Annotated in this window: 12 protein-coding genes; 9 read left to right on the forward strand and 3 right to left on the reverse strand. The window is 34.7% G+C overall.

From position 1 onward, the window contains the following. Nucleotides 1-164: 164 nt before the first annotated feature. The 5 genes from BC781_RS01870 to BC781_RS01890 all read left to right on the forward strand — a co-directional run bounded on the left by BC781_RS01870 (nucleotide 165) and on the right by BC781_RS01890 (nucleotide 7,200). Nucleotides 165-2,279: a right-handed parallel beta-helix repeat-containing protein gene (locus tag BC781_RS01870; RefSeq protein ID WP_109615550.1), complete on the forward strand. Its 2,115-nt coding sequence runs from the start codon at nucleotides 165-167 to the stop codon at nucleotides 2,277-2,279. Nucleotides 2,280-2,799: 520 nt separating this feature from the next. Continuing rightward, the gene (locus BC781_RS01875) at nucleotides 2,800-4,071 is read left to right on the forward strand and encodes a YHYH protein (protein WP_146201596.1); all 1,272 of its coding nucleotides are present in this window, start codon (nucleotides 2,800-2,802) and stop codon (nucleotides 4,069-4,071) included. A 4-nt stretch (nucleotides 4,072-4,075) separates the two neighbouring features. Then, nucleotides 4,076-4,735 (forward strand): hypothetical protein, encoded by a 660-nt coding sequence (locus tag BC781_RS01880; RefSeq protein ID WP_146201597.1) that lies wholly within the window; start codon nucleotides 4,076-4,078, stop codon nucleotides 4,733-4,735. Between the two features lie 183 nt (nucleotides 4,736-4,918). Beyond that, on the forward strand, nucleotides 4,919-6,244 hold the full coding sequence (locus BC781_RS01885) for a sterol desaturase family protein (protein WP_109615553.1): 1,326 nt from the start codon (nucleotides 4,919-4,921) through the stop codon (nucleotides 6,242-6,244). Between the two features lie 410 nt (nucleotides 6,245-6,654). Further along, nucleotides 6,655-7,200, forward strand: coding sequence for a DUF6985 domain-containing protein (locus BC781_RS01890; protein ID WP_109615554.1), 546 nt, complete (start codon nucleotides 6,655-6,657; stop codon nucleotides 7,198-7,200). Between the two features lie 77 nt (nucleotides 7,201-7,277). Here BC781_RS01890 and BC781_RS01895 read toward each other — a convergent pair whose 3' ends face one another. Then, nucleotides 7,278-10,190, reverse strand: a complete 2,913-nt coding sequence (locus BC781_RS01895; protein WP_109615555.1) for a T9SS type A sorting domain-containing protein — start codon at nucleotides 10,188-10,190, stop codon at nucleotides 7,278-7,280. A gap of 584 nt (nucleotides 10,191-10,774) precedes the next feature. On the opposite strand from BC781_RS01895, the gene BC781_RS01900 reads away from it, so the two are divergent. Both BC781_RS01900 and BC781_RS01905 read left to right on the forward strand, forming a co-directional pair. Continuing rightward, complete coding sequence (locus BC781_RS01900) at nucleotides 10,775-11,218, forward strand: hypothetical protein (protein WP_109615556.1); 444 nt, start codon at nucleotides 10,775-10,777, stop codon at nucleotides 11,216-11,218. Nucleotides 11,219-11,345: 127 nt separating this feature from the next. Continuing rightward, nucleotides 11,346-13,298: a SpoIIE family protein phosphatase gene (locus tag BC781_RS01905; RefSeq protein ID WP_158281371.1), complete on the forward strand. Its 1,953-nt coding sequence runs from the start codon at nucleotides 11,346-11,348 to the stop codon at nucleotides 13,296-13,298. A 45-nt stretch (nucleotides 13,299-13,343) separates the two neighbouring features. Here the strand turns inward: BC781_RS01905 and epsC are convergent, their stop codons facing one another. Both epsC and BC781_RS01915 read right to left on the reverse strand, forming a co-directional pair. After that, nucleotides 13,344-14,177 carry a serine O-acetyltransferase EpsC gene (gene epsC, locus BC781_RS01910; RefSeq protein WP_245935563.1) on the reverse strand — a complete coding sequence of 278 codons (834 nt, stop codon included), beginning with the start codon at nucleotides 14,175-14,177 and terminating at the stop codon, nucleotides 13,344-13,346. 165 nt (nucleotides 14,178-14,342) lie between these two features. Beyond that, nucleotides 14,343-15,206: a fructosamine kinase family protein gene (locus tag BC781_RS01915; RefSeq protein WP_158281372.1), complete on the reverse strand. Its 864-nt coding sequence runs from the start codon at nucleotides 15,204-15,206 to the stop codon at nucleotides 14,343-14,345. Nucleotides 15,207-15,294: 88 nt separating this feature from the next. Between BC781_RS01915 and BC781_RS01920 the strand changes: the two genes are divergently transcribed. Together BC781_RS01920 and BC781_RS25790 are read left to right on the forward strand one after the other, a co-directional pair. Next, entirely contained in the window at nucleotides 15,295-15,972 is a 678-nt protein-coding gene (locus BC781_RS01920) for a porin family protein (protein ID WP_109615560.1), read from the forward strand. 292 nt (nucleotides 15,973-16,264) lie between these two features. Beyond that, nucleotides 16,265-16,387 carry a hypothetical protein gene (locus BC781_RS25790; RefSeq protein ID WP_262510252.1) on the forward strand — a complete coding sequence of 41 codons (123 nt, stop codon included), beginning with the start codon at nucleotides 16,265-16,267 and terminating at the stop codon, nucleotides 16,385-16,387. Nucleotides 16,388-16,485: the final 98 nt, after the last annotated feature.

Below are 16,485 nucleotides of genomic sequence, written 5' to 3' on the forward strand. Positions count from 1 at the left end.
AGATTTAACAGAGGCTAACAAGCATAAATAGATGTATCAATTACGTGAAAGTCCAAGTTTATAGTGGTGTATTCCAAATCTTGAAAACAAGTTAAGCACTCAGAAACAATAGCTTACCTCAATCAAGACACAGTAGACAAAAAGTGATAACTAACAGACATAACATGATATTTAAAACTTTTACCGCAAAAAACTTATTCGCAAATTCAAGGACAAAAATTAGTGCCTTAGGAATCTTAGCTTTATTGTCATTTACTGCATGTGACGATAAAGAAGACGAAAACTTAATTGATACGGTATCAGTAAGTGCATCAACAATAAACTATGATTATTTGGTACCAGCAGGTACTGCTACTATAAACGGAGATGCTGAAACAGCAGGCGATAATGAATTTGTAGTAGATGCAAAAGGTGGAACAGTCATCGCGCTAGAAGCTGGTGATTATCCTGACCTTAACATTAAAAATATCCATGGTAACAGTGGAAACCCTGTTACAATTATCAACTACGGAGGAAAAGTAAATATTGGTACTAACGCTTATAGTACTGTTGTAAAAATTATAGATAGTTCAAACTTCCGCTTTACAGGTAGTGGTAGCGGAGATAATTACGGTATTGCTGTAGATGGTAGCAATGCTAGCCGTGGAGAGCATGCGGTAGAAGTTTATGGTGTTTCTACAGATTTTGAAATAGATCATATCGAAGTATTTAAAAGTACTCACTCGGGTATTGTAATTAAATCTGACCCTAAGACTTTTAACCCAGAAGTTTGGAGAGAGAACTTTGAGATGAAGAATGTTTCTGTACATGATAACTATGTACATGACGTAGGAGGAGAAGGATTGTATATTGGTTATACCGGAGATGGTATCCCTGTAGAGGGTGGAGTGGCTATGCCTCACCTTATAGCTGGACTTAAAGTTTATAACAACAGAGTTGAGAATACACTTTGGGATGGTATCCAAGTGAACAGAGCATACCGCGACGTAGAAGTTTATAACAACACAATTACAAACTACGGTACTGAAAAGAATCCTAACCAAAACTCAGGAATGGATATTGGTTACGAAACGGTAGGTAAATTCTACAACAACCATATCAAAACAGGTGATGGTATCGGTATTCAAGTGAAAGGTGATGGTGATGTAGCTCTTTTCAACAACCTAATTGAAAATCCTGGTTATGATGGTATTTATGTAAATGACTTTAATGCTGATGAAGGACGTACAGGATATCAAATTGTAAATAACACAGTAGTTAACACGGGTCACTTTGGTATTCGTTTAGTAAACTTCAAAAGTACACTAGGTAATGAAGATACTCGTGACTGGGTTGCCAATAACATTGTAGCAAAAGTAGTAGGTGAAGGACTTGGAGATAGAGATTACATTCACTTGGCAAACAATGAAGATGCTGCCATGCTGACAAATAGTAACAACCTTACTTACGAAACAGTAGATCAAGCAGGTTTCTCAAGTGGATACAGACTTTCTGATGGTGCTGAGGCAATTGACGCTGGTTTAGACGTTGCTCATCTTGGTATCAGAACAGACTTAGATGGTAATCCAAGACCTCAAGGTAACGGATATGACGTAGGAGCATTCGAGTCAGGTTATGAAGGTGAAAATCCTCCAACTGATCCAGGAGATGGCGATATCAACCCAGATATTCCATTGACAAAAGTTTCTGATAACGAATGTGGCCGTATGGACGGTAGTATGGAAGACATGATTTGGGCTAATGAAGTAGACGGAGCAACAGCTTATGAATTTAAAGTGGAAAGTTCAGAAACTGGATATTCGGAGACTTTAATTAAAAGTGGAAGATTCATGAAGTTGAAAGACTTTGCTGGGGCTCAAGAAAATGTGGTTTACCAAATCTCAGTTAGAGCAATCATTGGTGATGAAAGAGGTGGATATGGCGAAGTTTGTGAATTCCAAGTTGGAGGAGAAGAATCAAATGATCCGAAAGAAGACCCAAATTTAGATCCAAGTTTACCAACAACTCAAGTATCTAACAACGAATGTGGTCGTATGGACGGTAGCATGGAAGATATGATTTGGGCTGACGCAGCTGATGGAGTTGATAGCTACGAATTTATCATCACAGATGAAGCAAATGATTTTACAGCTACAGTGAAAACAACTTCTAGATTTGTAAAATTGAAGAACTTCCAAGGCGCTCAAACAGATGTTGTTTATAATATTCAAGTAAGAACTGTAAAAGGTGATATGCACTCAAATTATGGCGATACTTGTGAATTCCAAGCAACAAAATAAGGAATTTAAGAACGATAGTTTTAAGTAATCAACAGAATACATTTTCAATGACCACGCCATTTCGGTGTGGTCATTTTATTTTTTAGATAAAATGAAGATTAACTACAATCATTAAAAAAATCAATTGCAAACTATATTCGAGAAACGAAATAGCACTCCTCCACTTCAAGCACATACATTGAGAGTACCATAGCTCAAAAGGATAAAAACTAAGATTCGTAGATGAAAAACTCCAATTCATTGATCTTAATCGTATCCTTAGCTCTAATTTTTTAATTTAGAATCATCAAAATAATACAATAGTTATACTCGTTACTAAAAAGAATTGATCATAACATTATACATTATCAAAAATAACTCAGAGATAGAAAGATTACTGAAAGAAGATAAAAACCAAAGATCATTAACGAACTCAAGTTTATCTTTCTGCTCTTCAAAATTTTTCAACCAAAGCTATACGAGTCAATACATCATCGTTCCGACTCATTCAACTAAAACTATTTACTCAAAATTTTACAAAATGAAGAATTGCTTTAAACTAGTACTATGCTTAGCAATAGGATTTTTTACAAGTTGTGCTACTGAAGAAACAGAACAAGAAGAATCAACTATTTCATATCAAATGTCGATTTCTTCATCAAAATCTAAGATTGAAGAAAATGGCGGCATTGCAAACCTTACTGTAAAACTCGATAAGATTAATCAAGGTGAAGCGATTCCTTTCGAACTGAAAACATCAAGTACTGCTACACTTGATTCTGATTATGAAATATCTGAAACAAGAGTAATAGAAAACGGGCAACAATCAGCATCTATTACACTTTCAGCAATCGATGATAATGAAGTTGAAGGAGAAGAAACTATTGTAATCACGCTTCAAGCTGATCAAGAAAACTTAAGTATTTCTAATGCATCAATCAATTTGAGTATTTTGGATAACGACTCTGAACAAGTTGCAGAATGTTCAACTTCAGATACTTATTCGATAGACTTAGACCCGACCAATTGTACCATAGACATTCAAAATGTATTAGGAGTTGCATCTATTTACGAAGAAGAAGTATCTGGTAAATTTAGAACAATCAACACCAACGCTATCCCAAATCATGATGTTGGGCAATTTCCGAACAAAGGAAACCCACATACGATAACTGAAGTAAACAGTACTTATTCAATCGCAGTCAATCCAGAAGTAAACCAAGATGTAACTCTACTTACAAATGAAAATGGTGCTCCTCAATACAGATTCGGAGTTTTATACAATGGAATATTATTGGCACCGATAGCCGCAGAATTCTTTATCAATACAGAAACAGGCCTAGATAATACTGAGTGGAATGAAAATGCATTAAGTTCTGAGATCAACCTTGGTACTGACTGTAACAATTCACACGTATTTCCTTCGGGGATGTACCACCATCATGCTACTCCATCTGCATTTATTGCAAGTATGAATATTGATGGTTCTAGCCCTGTTCAGATCGGTTGGGCGGCAGATGGTTATCCTATTTATTACAAGTATGCTAATAAAAATGGTGCTGTGGTAGCTTTATCATCAAGTTACAGATTGAAAACTGAGGAAAGAGGTGGAGATGGTATTTCTGCTCCAAATGGTTGTCCAGATGGCACATACACACAAGATTATGAATATGTTTCTTCTTTAGGAGATTTAGATGAATGTAACGGCTATCAAGACCCTGAACTTGGCTACATCTATGTGATGACCGATACTTATCCATCAATACCTAGATGCTTCACCGCTACTCCAAGTAATGATTTCGGGAATAAATAATCAAATGATGAAGATATTCTACGACAAAGTAAAAGCGTTTCCTTTTATTCTGATCATTTCATTGTTCAGTTTATTTGTTTCTACTGAAAGTAAAGCACATACTGTAGTCTTATCTACATATAAACTAAAATATGAAGATCATGCTTGGAAACTATTTTTTAGTCAGAAAACTCGTCCACTCAGAGATGCTATTTATGCTTCAAATCCAGAATTAAAAGGTATCAACTTGAATTCCTTAAAGTTCTTGGAAGAAACAAGTAGACATATAAAAGGTAACTTTGTACTTGAAAATGAAGGAACGCTACTGAACCTTAAAGCCGAAAGATTACAATTTGATGGCTTGCAGTTTGAAGGAAAATTTACAATTGAAAACCTTGATGAACTACCAGAATTTTTAAGCATTAGAAACACTGGTTTTGATACTCATAAACATTCCGTAAAAGTTGTAAGCATCGCATCACAAGGTCAAGAGTATATCCACAACTTTAATCTAACTCAAAAAGAGGCTGTATTCTCATTTGAAACGAATGAATTTATTTCACCAGAAGGAAAACCTTTGAAGAGTTTTAAATGGTATTTCATCGTCGTAGGATCATTTCTTATTCTTATCATCTTAAGATTGATGCTCTCAAGAATAAACAAGCGAAAGTTGAGCTTTGCTTAAAACTATTCTTTCATTTTCATAAATCCCAATTCAGTAAAATGGATTGGGATTTTTTATTTTTTACCGCTCTACATTTTAAGTGAAAAGAACTTCATTTATCCTTATTATAATTAGTGTATAATTAACATTATTATTAAATTATAATACCCACATACCTAATTCATCATTCTCAACCCTTATTTTATGAGTGACTTTGCGACTAACGTCTATATTATCAGTGCACCGATCATTCTCGGATTACTTATACTAGAAATTGTTTATTGTCTTTGGAAAAAAAATGGTTACTACAAATTCCAAGATACTGTTGCTAATATTGGAACAGCTATCGGAAATCAATCTGTAAACCTTGTTGTGGCAGCCGTTATCCTAAAATCATTTGAATGGCTACATTCCAATTACGCTTATTTCAAAATTGAGAACACATGGTGGAGTTTAGCTCTGCTCCTACTTCTGATAGATTTCCTATTTTACTGGTTTCATAGACTCGGACATACCATCAACCTTTTTTGGGCTGCACATATGCCACATCATTCTTCTGAAGAAATGAACTTAGGCGTCGGGCTTAGAGCGAGTGTAACTCAACGTATTTTTGCCTTTACTTTCTTTTGGCCTCTACCACTCATCGGATGGGATGCAAGTACAATTTATGCAATGGTAGGACTTCATCTTTTGGCTTCCTATTGGCATCATACAAGAGTGATCCCAAAACTTGGTTGGTTTGAAAAATGCTTTAATAGCCCTTCCCATCACAGAGTACACCATGGAGTTAATCCTCAATACTTAGATAAAAACTTTGGCGAATTTCTTATTATCTGGGATAAAATGTTCGGAACGTTTGAAGAAGAGAACAAAGAAGTTTGCTACGGAGTCACACATCCTCCAAGAACATGGGATCCTACGAATATTTACTTTCAATATTGGTTACAAATATGGAGAGATGCAGTAGCCGCTCCGCATTGGATAGATAAAATTAAAGTGTGGTTTATGCCTCTCGGGTGGAGACCTAGAGGACTAGATAGCACGAAAGATTATCAAGGAAGCCCAGGTTATACACTTCATGAGCAAGTCAAATTTAGGAGTAAACAATTCAAAGGGACAAAGCCATATCTCGTTTTCCAAGTATTTCTAGGTTTATTCTTCATGTACATTACTGTAAATACCAACATAAAAGGAATTGATGGAGAAGTACTTCTCAGTACACAAGAACGGTGGTTTTATAGTGTTGCCCTCTTTTTAATGATTACAGCTTGGGGTGGAATTTTAGAAGCAAAAAAATGGTCTGTTCCACTTGAAATATTTAGACTACTAATTTGGGGATATCTAGGAGGTTATGTCTTTATTAAAATGGGAATTAGTGAGGATTGGTTTGCGTATCCAAATCTTGGTTTAGGATTACTCGTAGCAGGCTCCATTCTCTATGTTTCTAAATTCTTTAGGGTTCAAAACACTGAAGGCATTCAAACTTCTGGAATGCCGATTAGAAATCAAACCTCAACAGAGAGTTCATAAAGCAAAACGACTATTTCAGCGAATTGATAATTACTTGAGCTAAGCCAAAACGATGATTTTTAGTTTAAGTAATTATCATTTAAATACTACTTTAAATTTCTAAGATTTGATTTCTACAAATGTTTCAAACTATAAAGTAAAAAACTTAACATACGATTAAAACCCTTACAACATCTTAATATCACAAAATAAATCACCCTAAAATATCACATACACAGAATTAACATTCACATAATGCTATAAAAACGAATTCCAACTATTCAATTCCAATGTTAAGTTTTTCATCGGCGCTTCCATATACTTAATACTAAAGTTATATTTGCACACCGAATATGAACAAATAGTAAAGCGCACGACAATTCAACATTTTAAAGACTACTAACAGACTTTTACCAAAAACATTGATTTCTATGAAGACTTTCGAATTACCTAGTCTTGGAACAATTTCCTCTTACGAACACTTTAGAGGTTGGTGGAAAAGCAACAAAACCTTTGTTCCTTTACTACAAAGAGACATTACTTTTAGTTTTATGAATCTGCGCCCAAAAGTAGATACTAACTTTCTTGAAAAGGCTGACCGTGCCATTCATGACTTTTTGAATTTGAATGATCGAACACCTTTAAACACCCAACTCTGTGCTTATTTTAAAGAATACTGTCAAACGATCAATAATGAAAGTATTATAAATAATGCTATTTCAACTAACTGCTCTACTAAACTTTGGGAAGTAATTCACCCTTACAAGGTTTTTGTAAGCCAAAGAACGAAAGACGAAAATGATATCTATATCATTGTATCATGTGAGTGTGATTGGGAAGAGGAAGATGGAATTCAACTTGTATTTAAAAAAGGGACAGAACTAACTCGAATCAGCTTACAAGATGGTTATTTAACTGATAATGATGCCCTTTGTATCCCTGACTCAGATTTCCTGCCAACCACAGAATTAGAATAAAAATAAACCCAAGTAAATTACTTGGGCATATCGTGAACTATTAACCTTATTTACTAAAATTATATTTTAAGACCTTTTTATTTCGTGAATTTAAGGATCGTACTATTCGTTGAATTTCTAAGTTCAACAATGTACATTCCATAGTTTAATCCAGAGACATCAAGTTTTTGAAAGTCTTGATCAAGACTTTGTACCTCTAATAATTTACCTTCTGTATTGTACAGGTAAAGTTCTCCATCTCCCAACAAGAATTTATCTATCTGACTAAAATTCAATACTTCAGAAGCAGGGTTAGGATAAAGAATTGGCTCATCTATTTCTGTGATCTTATTGAAGTATGCTCTAGTTGGAGAATACTCATAACTTCCATCTTTATCTACCTGCTTGATTCTGTAGTACGAGTAACCCGCTAATGGCTCTTCATCTAAAAACTCATAGCGATAAATTCTCTCTGAGTTTCCTAAGGCTTCAATTTCAATTAACTTTTCAAAATTGACTCCATGCTGACTGCGTTGCACTTCAAAATGACTACTATTTATTTCTGATGCTGTTTCCCAACTAATCAATGCATCAGACTGATAGCTGTCCACATCAAAAGACACAAGCTGAACAGGAGTTACGATATCATCACATTCATCATCATAAAATAAACATTCCCAATCACAGCCAATACGTATAAAACCATTGCTATCTCCACTAGATTTAGATTTAATTTTCAGATCAAAATCCTTCCAATATTCTTTAAAATCTAGATTTTCATCGGCATCTACTTCAAGACAAAGTGTTAAGGTCTTCAGCTCTTGTACTCGGTTACATTTCTCATAAATGATATTATCTATAGCTCCAGAGCCTTCAAAAACAACCTCCATTGTTCTCACTGCTGTACTACTCGAATTGATTATCACCTCAGAAACATCACCATCTACACCCGAACCTGTTACTGTCTGATTTAAGATTTCAACATTATCTTTATCCTTTAAAATAATCGTCAGATCATCCTCTTGATCAATCCAAGTCAGTTTTTCAATTTTAACATCACAATCAAAATTAAATATGAGACTACCTGGTCCTGCATTATCATCAGGGTTTGTAGCATCACCATCCTCAGAAATGATCAACACTTTACCATCACCATTAGCCAAATCTCCATCATCACCTGTAGGAGGCACTGCATCCGTATCATAAATCATCGCAACATTTTTGCTTGGAAGATCAAAGCTTGAAGTGATAAAACCGTCTTTAAAATCTATTTGATTTCCGCCCGAATACCCCGCATTATACTCCTCAAAATCAATAGTTATCGATTCACAATCTTCTCCACCTTTTTCAGAACCCGTCAAATAATTGATATTCTCTATTTTATAGCCCTTGTAGTTTGATGATGTTTTTCGGTCTACTGTAAATTGAATATCTGGACATTCTGCACTCATAGCAGCCAAAGTAGTCGGCGTTGTCAGATCATCAGTAATCTTGAGCATTTCTCCAGAGTAAAAATCTTCAATCTCAAAATCTGGATCATCATAACTGATACCTAAAGCTTTTAGGTCATAACTTGAAGGTACTTTAAACTCATAAGATGATAATTCGAGGTCTGCACCGCATTGCATAATATCTAGACAGATCACTCTTTCATTACACTTATTACTACTTGGTATATAAATATCTTTAATTCTTGATTCAATAATTACCCTCTCATCCCCTTCTTTTAAAGTCTGTTTTCTAAACTTTCTCACGAAATTATCCTCCAAAAGATCATCAAGTTCTGCAATTTCAGAGTCTGCAGACTGATAGACTGAAATGATATCTTTATAAGTCGGGTGGATTTCAACAGCTGCAATAACTGTTGATGGAATAAAATCTCCTGGATCATAAATTGAAACACATGTATTTGCAGTATTCGAATTATCAATTAATCCGATTAGAGAAGGGTCGATCACATTAGGCTTTCCAATCAGTTCATCAGAAGTTGGTGTTTTATATTCTTCTACCGAAAAAATCTTTTCTACATTAGAACTATTATCTAAATCTTTTTTGAAGACCGCTTGCTGACATACCACACAAGCAGAACCATCTACGTTAAGACTACCCGAATAAGTCGCCAAACTTGGCGTGATAAACTTAGAACAAGATTGTAGATTTAATGTCGGACCTGAAGGAACGACAGTTAATGCTTGATTTTCTTCTCCTAGCGTGAAATTACAGGCGATAACCGTCCCGTAATTATCAAAGAGTGCAGAATTTCCAGTTAGCACAAAGCTTCCATCAGCAACAAGTGTACAACAATTTTTGACTGTCCCTTGAATACTCGCTGAAGTATGAAAACGCATTCTTCCACAATTGTTGAGCGTTCCTTCTGCGTTTATGATTAATGAATTTTCCGTGGTCAAATCTTCCCCCCCTAATACAGTCCCATCTGTAATTAATGTGGCATCTGAGAGGGATAATGACTTCTCAGATTCTATTCTACACGAGTTGTAAACCAAAGATTCGTTATCAAAAGTCACATCTTTCTTAAAAACCAATTTCCCATCATTGAAAACCTTTACCTCTGCTCCCGAAAAAGGGTCTTCATCTTGGAAAATCAGCTTTGCATCTTTTTTGATGTAAATGGTATAACTGTCATTTGCCCCTCCTTCAAAATTCAAATCACTGAACTTTACAGTTTCAGCATCAATGATCAGTATACTATTTGCTTCAAAAGCGACTCCCTTATACACACCGCTAGTCTGAATTAGACTAGTCTCTGAGCTTTTAAAACGGATTGCTTCAGGACTAGACTGATATACGACAAGCCCTCCCTCTATCTTTATTTCTCCATTATTTTTTATTTTGAGTTGTGCCGTCGGAATGACAGCTCCAGAGATTGATGGTTTACCAGAAGGTTCTTCACAATTACACCTTTCTAGTTTCCTTTGTGCAAAAACGTTAGATTCACTCAACAACAGCAGAAATGCCATCATTGACAAAGTTGTTAGTAAAGGTCGTTTCATTAGGTTGTTTCTTATTAGGTTAATAGATAGTTTGAGAGAGTATTAAGTATGCTCAATGGTTTTAAATTTTTGGCTCTCTCTTAATCAATTAGGTTATATATCAGACTTAGTTGGTTAAATTAAGTCCCTTATTTGTAAGTAGGTTATTGCATTTTTTACTTTCAGCTTAGTTAATCAGCTTTTCTCTCTTTTTCTTACCTACACCTACAAGTAGATAAAATGATTTTTAGTTCTGAAAACTGCTCTAGGCAATCTAAAAAATGAGAATCTCTATAAAACTCCTTTATGAAGTATAATCCATAATCTTGAAACTTTTGATGCTCAATTCCTTTCATTACTTAAAGCTCAAAACCTCACTTAGGTATGAGGAGCATGAAGTAAGACATTGAAAGAAGATTCAAAAGATGATTTTTTATAGTTTTTAGCTATAAAGTATAAATTATAGTTGCTAAGAGTTTGATTTTATGAGCGATTGTAATAGTTTTAGTTCGGTTTATGACTAAAGTATTTCTTTAGTATTTTTTAAAGGCGATTAGCTGAAAAGCCTACAAGAGAGTAAGCAAGTAACCCTATAATTTTTTCTAATGGCAAAAATTTATATTACCGCCATTATCAATACAAAAGTATTGTTAGATGACTATCCTCAAGGGGGCGAGGTACCAGATCATTTGATATCAATGTATGATACTGCACGTAGAACAAAAGAAAATGGCTACGGTACTGCACAATTAACCACAAAAGTTTCACCGGGAGATCACATTGTAAATATTGCAATGTCTACTGAACCACTTGACCGCATTCAGATCATTGATATTCAGTCTGAGGCAACTAAAAAAGGTGGGCTTTTTTCAAAAAATGGAGGTAAGAAACCTAATCTCCAAGATGATGGTACTTGGTTATCTAAGGTTTCCCCTATTTCTTCTGCAGGGGCTGCAGATAAGTACACTGTGCGTTTTACAATAAATGGTAGTGAAATAGAATACTTCTGGGATCCTAAATATGAGGATGATGAAGAAGGTGGTATATAATTATCTTTCCTATTTATTAAAGGTCTCTATAAAATCATAGAGACCCTTTACATAAAAACTAATGAGACTGCAACTTATTATATTTTTTTTAGTCCAATGTTTTTTTTTAAAATCAACTTATGCTCAAATGAAATTTGAGTATATACATCTCTATCATAAATATTACAAAGAAGCAGGAAAAACATCAAACGGTTTAGAGAAGATAAGTTTAGGCCATAAGATTTTGGAACTTTCGAATCATATTAATTCTGATACGACGTTTATATTACAAGGTTATGGTAATCTAGTTATTGGTAGAGGCAATGCCAAACTAGGAAAGTTAGTTGATGCATTTCATTATCATAATGATGCTTTAAAATATTTTAGGGCAGTTAATCATCTAAAAGGACAAGCTAATACCCTTCATTCTTTAAGCTTTATTTATTCTTCTCAAAAAGATTATAAAAAAGCATTGGAATGTGACCTACAGACAAGACGTCTTTATCAAAAACTCAAAGATAAAAAAAGAGAAAGTATTGCGACTAGTAATATTGGTGACAACTTTTACTTATTACTTCAATATGACTCCGCTCTTCATTACTCTCACTTAGGTCTTAAACTTGCACAAGAAGTAGGTAAAGAACGCCTATCTTATTATAACCTAGGCAATATTGGTTTATCTCACCTTAAACTTCAAAACCTAGACTCAGCCTATTTATACCTCAATCAAGCCATAGAAGGCTTAGATAAATACAAAGATAATTATGCCCTTTCCTTTTATACCGTAGGACTAGGGGAATACCATTTGCTCAAAAAGAATTACACTGAAGCTGAAACTTGGACAATCAAAGGTTTGGCTTTAGCAGAAGAATCTAACCTTTTAGAACAAGAACTAGATGCTAGCAAAGCCCTTGCAGAAGTTTACCAACACTTAGGCAATTATGAAAAAGCATTTCAATTTGAAAAGCAAGCCAACCTATTTCAAGACTCCTTACTTAACCTAGAAAAACTTCAAGAACTTGAACGTTTGAAAGTTCAACAAGAGCTCGAACAAAAAGACCACGAAATAGCTCAACTCGAAAAAGAGAAAGAAGAAATTGTAAAAGAAGGTGTATCTGAAGCCATGATAAAAGGCTATGGTTTTACACTCTTCAAAACAGAAGTTTACTTAAGCCTTTTCATCACATCTTTTATCGTCTTTTTTGGCTTTGCATTCACTTGGCGTTTTTGGCAACGAAAATTCCAATTGCAGGAAGAAAGCCAACAACAAGCGGGTGATAAAGTGGTGGAATATGAACAAACTATCAGTTCCATGAGTCAAGCAGGGGATTTCCAACAACAGGTTTTCCCTAGTAAAGAAATTTTGGAAACGGTAGGAAATGGCAGTTTTGTGTTCTTCAAACCACTCGAATACATTTCGGGTGATTTCTACTATGTAGGTGAATGTAAAGACTATAAAATTGCAGTAGTTGGCGATGCCACGGGACATGGCGCACAAGGTGGGCTTATTTCTATGTTAGGTTTTAGTCTTTTGGAAGAAGTAATTGTTCGTCAAGAAATATGTGATCCTGGTGAAATTTTGGAATACTTGGATAAGCAATTCAAAGACCTTTTACGCTCCAATGTTATTGCCGATTTCAATGGAATGAGTATTTCCATTGTCGCTCACAACCCTAAGAAGAACATCTTCAAATTTGCAGGGGCAAAACATGACCTCACTATGGTCAGAAAAGATGAAAAAGGACATCCTCAACTTGAATATATCAGAGGTAATCGTCGTTTTGTTGGAGATTCTTCTACCCATAACCTTAAACCTTTCGATTCTGTCATCTTCTCACTAACTGATGAAGAGACCATGATTTACTTGTACAGTGACGGGTACAAAGACCAGTTGGGAGGAGCTAGAAACAAAAAATACAACTATAAAAAGTTCAGAGATTTCTTATACAAAATTCATCATTACTCTTTGGGTGAACAGCAAGAACTTTTAAAATTTGAAATGGAAAATTGGATGAGTAGAGGTGTTTTCCAAGTTGATGATTTTCTTGTAATGGGAATAAATTTGAGTGCAACAGTAGCCGAAGAAATTGAATATATATAAAGTAAAAAGAAAGCCAATGGTACTAAAACCATTGGCTTTTTATATTTAAAACTGTGACGTCTCGTTTTTCCTTACTTTCACTTCACTCTTATGATAGACAATAGAATAGGGTTCTACACTGTCCGTCAACCACACATTACCTCCAATAATGGTATCATGTCCTACAATGGTTTTTCCTCCTAAGATGGTACTACCCGCATAAATCACAACATTATCTTCAATAGTTGGATGACGTTTCGACTTCGCAAACTTTTTCTCCACACTCAAAGCGCCAAGTGTAACCCCTTGGTAAACTTTAACATTATTACCGATCACAGTCGTTTCTCCAATTACAACTCCAGTACCATGATCTATGCAAAAATAATCTCCAATAGTGGCTCCTGGGTGAATATCAATTCCAGTTTTAGAATGTGCATACTCAGAGAACAATCGAGGAATTAAAGGTACCTCCTGTTTGTAAAGTTGATTTGCAATTCGGTGAACGACAATCGCAAAGAAGCCAGGATAACCCAACACAATTTCTTCAATAGAATAAGCAGCAGGGTCACCTTCCAATATTGCTTTTGCATCGTCTATCAAACGAATGTAGATTTCGGGTAAATCCTCAAAGAAAGCACAGCATACTTGTTTTATATCCAATTTGAAATGATCTCGCATAGGGAGCAATAGCTCTGTCATTTTTCCTTGAAGCTTACTAAGCTCTACTTCTCCTTCCAACTGATCCATTTCAGTTCCTTTGATCACCGGGAAAAGAAAAGAGAATATATCATCTATGAATTCATGAGTCTTGCTCAGTGAAGGCATCTTATTCGGAAAATTGCACTTATTCTTCTTAATGTGGTGAAGAATGATTTGTTCGTTGTTAATATTGCAATCCAAAATATTTGTGTTTAGAAATGAAAATAAAAATGATGGTTATTGAGAATTTGGGTTAACTCAATAACAACAATACGGACAACAATATTTTTTGGACACAAAAATCTGCATTTTCTCTAATGGGATTGTTTTTTAGAATTTATACAAATGTAATCTGTATTTTCTTGTTTAAGCAAATAAAGATAAAGTTTGTTTCACTTCTTCAAAGTAATGTTTGCCAAAAAGGTTTGTATGTACCATCAAAGCGTACATATTATAAATACTCATCCGATCTTCCCAGTTCGATTCCAAAGGGTAAACTTCATGATATGCTTCAAAACAACTCGCATCGAACCCTCCAAATAGTTTCATAAAGGAAAGCTCTATTTCTCTATGTCCATAATAAACGGCAGGATCAATCAAGGCTGCTTTTTCATCAAGGCTGGCTAAGGTATTTCCATACCACAAATCGCCATGTAGCAAAGAAGACTTTTCTTTCGGAAAATAATCTTCCAACTTAAGTTTTAGCCTTTCCAATTGCCCTAAGTATGAACTTGAAATTAACTGGTTTCGAATTGCTAATTCAAACTGAGGCTGTAAACGCTGTTCAAAAAAGAAATCTAACCACAATTCTGTTTCTTTATTTTTCTGAACTAACTCACCGATATAATTATCTTCTTTCCAACCATAATTCTTATTGCTTACCTGATGTAATTCAGCCAATCCTGTACCCAAATGTTCAAAGTACTTTTTTGAAGCTTGTCCTCTTTCTATGAACTCCGAAATAAAGTAAGCATAATTCTCAAACTGACCGACTGTAACTACTTGAGGGATTATCAAGCCTGAATTACTACGAAGTGCATCCAACGAATGTTCTTCTTTTTGGAACATATCAAGTTTATTTTTCTCATTCAACTTGATGAAAAATGCTCCTTGATTGGTACGTACGCTATAAGCCTGATGGATACAACCGCCACTCAAACTTTGAAAACTTTGTACGTTTACATTCTTACCAATTACTTCCGAAAAGATATTTTGAAATAAGGTTTTCATACGAATCATTCCTCAGATCGTGCAAATCCAAAAATTCCTTCTAATTTTGTCTTTTAAAGAAAAAAGAAAGATACATTAGCGATTACTAATGAAAAAACTTCTAATTGTTTTTGGACTATTAATTTCATCATTGAGTGTACAAGCTCAGTTGTATATAGGCGGTAAAGGAACTGTTGTACTTCCTTCAGTCATTTTTTCACCAACTGTTTCCACACAAATTGAAAATACTGTAGGTGGGCAGTTTGCCATTAAATACCTTTACAATGACTTTTCTGGTTTGGTATTGGAAGCGGGGTATGCCGAAAAAGGTTTTACTGAAACTTCAGGTGGTGCCGAGCTTTACAGAAGACAATTGGATTACTTTCAATTGAATGCATTAGGTGATTTGCACACGCACTTAGGCCCTTTAAATGCCTTCTTAAACATAGGAGTTTATGCCGAATTTTTACTTGGAGAAACACTCGATGAAAATGAGACTCCGATTACAAACACAGGAGTTCAACTCCCTCCCGGTCTAGAAGCCCAAGCCTTTGATTATGCCACTCGAAAAGCCAATGATTTTAGATTTGGAATCGTAGGAGGCGGAGGTTTATTCTTCCCAACTAAAATAGGGGCATTTCAATTGGAAGGACGCGTTTATTTTGGAGTAACTAACACCTTGGAACGTGTTGTCCAACAGTCTGCTTACATTTCTAATGACCTTTCTTTCGATATTTCGGTGGGTTATTATATTCCAATTTTTGATCCTGAGAAAAGAAAAAAATAGCTACAATAGCTTCTTAATATTATACAAAGCATTAGTTCTGAATCGGGCTGATGCTTTTTTGTATTAATACGTTACTTAACTTTCAAAAATGCTTACTAAGACTGTTTCCCTTTTCATTAATCAATTAGAATACAACTAAAAGTTGGAGATCACAAACAACTTTTTTTAATAAAAATTGATCTTAAGCACTTTATCAAACGAAAATTATAAATTCCTAATCTAGCGTTTACCAAAACCCTTAGAACCTTTCTTTTTAAGAAAAATGTTCTATTGTCATGAAACTGTAATACAGATGAAAAAGATGTGGATTTATCGGATTTATACGAGTATTGAAGAAATACTCTCTCTTCATATAGAAGATTTGTGGGAAGAATTTCTGACCAATGAAAACCAAATAAAAAGGCACAAAAAGTAGCCTGTCTAGCATTTCATTTTTTATGGTTTGTGATGTTTCCCAAACATTGTGAATAAATGTTTCTTTTAAGATTTGTTTGTAATTTCTAGTTAAGGCGA

It is taken from the genome of Sediminitomix flava (genome assembly GCF_003149185.1).
GTDB classification, from domain to species: Bacteria; Bacteroidota; Bacteroidia; order Cytophagales; family Flammeovirgaceae; genus Sediminitomix; species Sediminitomix flava.

Bases quoted from the DNA above. Each gene is read 5' to 3' on its own strand.
- BC781_RS01870 (WP_109615550.1), top strand. From the start codon at position 165: ATGATATTTAAAACTTTTACCGCAAAAAACTTATTCGCAAATTCAAGG.
- BC781_RS01875 (WP_146201596.1), top strand. From the start codon at position 2,800: ATGAAGAATTGCTTTAAACTAGTACTATGCTTAGCAATAGGATTTTTT.
- BC781_RS01880 (WP_146201597.1), top strand. From the start codon at position 4,076: ATGATGAAGATATTCTACGACAAAGTAAAAGCGTTTCCTTTTATTCTG.
- BC781_RS01885 (WP_109615553.1), top strand. From the start codon at position 4,919: ATGAGTGACTTTGCGACTAACGTCTATATTATCAGTGCACCGATCATT.
- BC781_RS01890 (WP_109615554.1), top strand. From the start codon at position 6,655: ATGAAGACTTTCGAATTACCTAGTCTTGGAACAATTTCCTCTTACGAA.
- BC781_RS01895 (WP_109615555.1), bottom strand. From the start codon at position 10,190: ATGAAACGACCTTTACTAACAACTTTGTCAATGATGGCATTTCTGCTG.
- BC781_RS01900 (WP_109615556.1), top strand. From the start codon at position 10,775: ATGGCAAAAATTTATATTACCGCCATTATCAATACAAAAGTATTGTTA.
- BC781_RS01905 (WP_158281371.1), top strand. From the start codon at position 11,346: ATGAAATTTGAGTATATACATCTCTATCATAAATATTACAAAGAAGCA.
- BC781_RS01915 (WP_158281372.1), bottom strand. From the start codon at position 15,206: ATGAAAACCTTATTTCAAAATATCTTTTCGGAAGTAATTGGTAAGAAT.
- BC781_RS01920 (WP_109615560.1), top strand. From the start codon at position 15,295: ATGAAAAAACTTCTAATTGTTTTTGGACTATTAATTTCATCATTGAGT.
- BC781_RS25790 (WP_262510252.1), top strand. From the start codon at position 16,265: ATGAAAAAGATGTGGATTTATCGGATTTATACGAGTATTGAAGAAATA.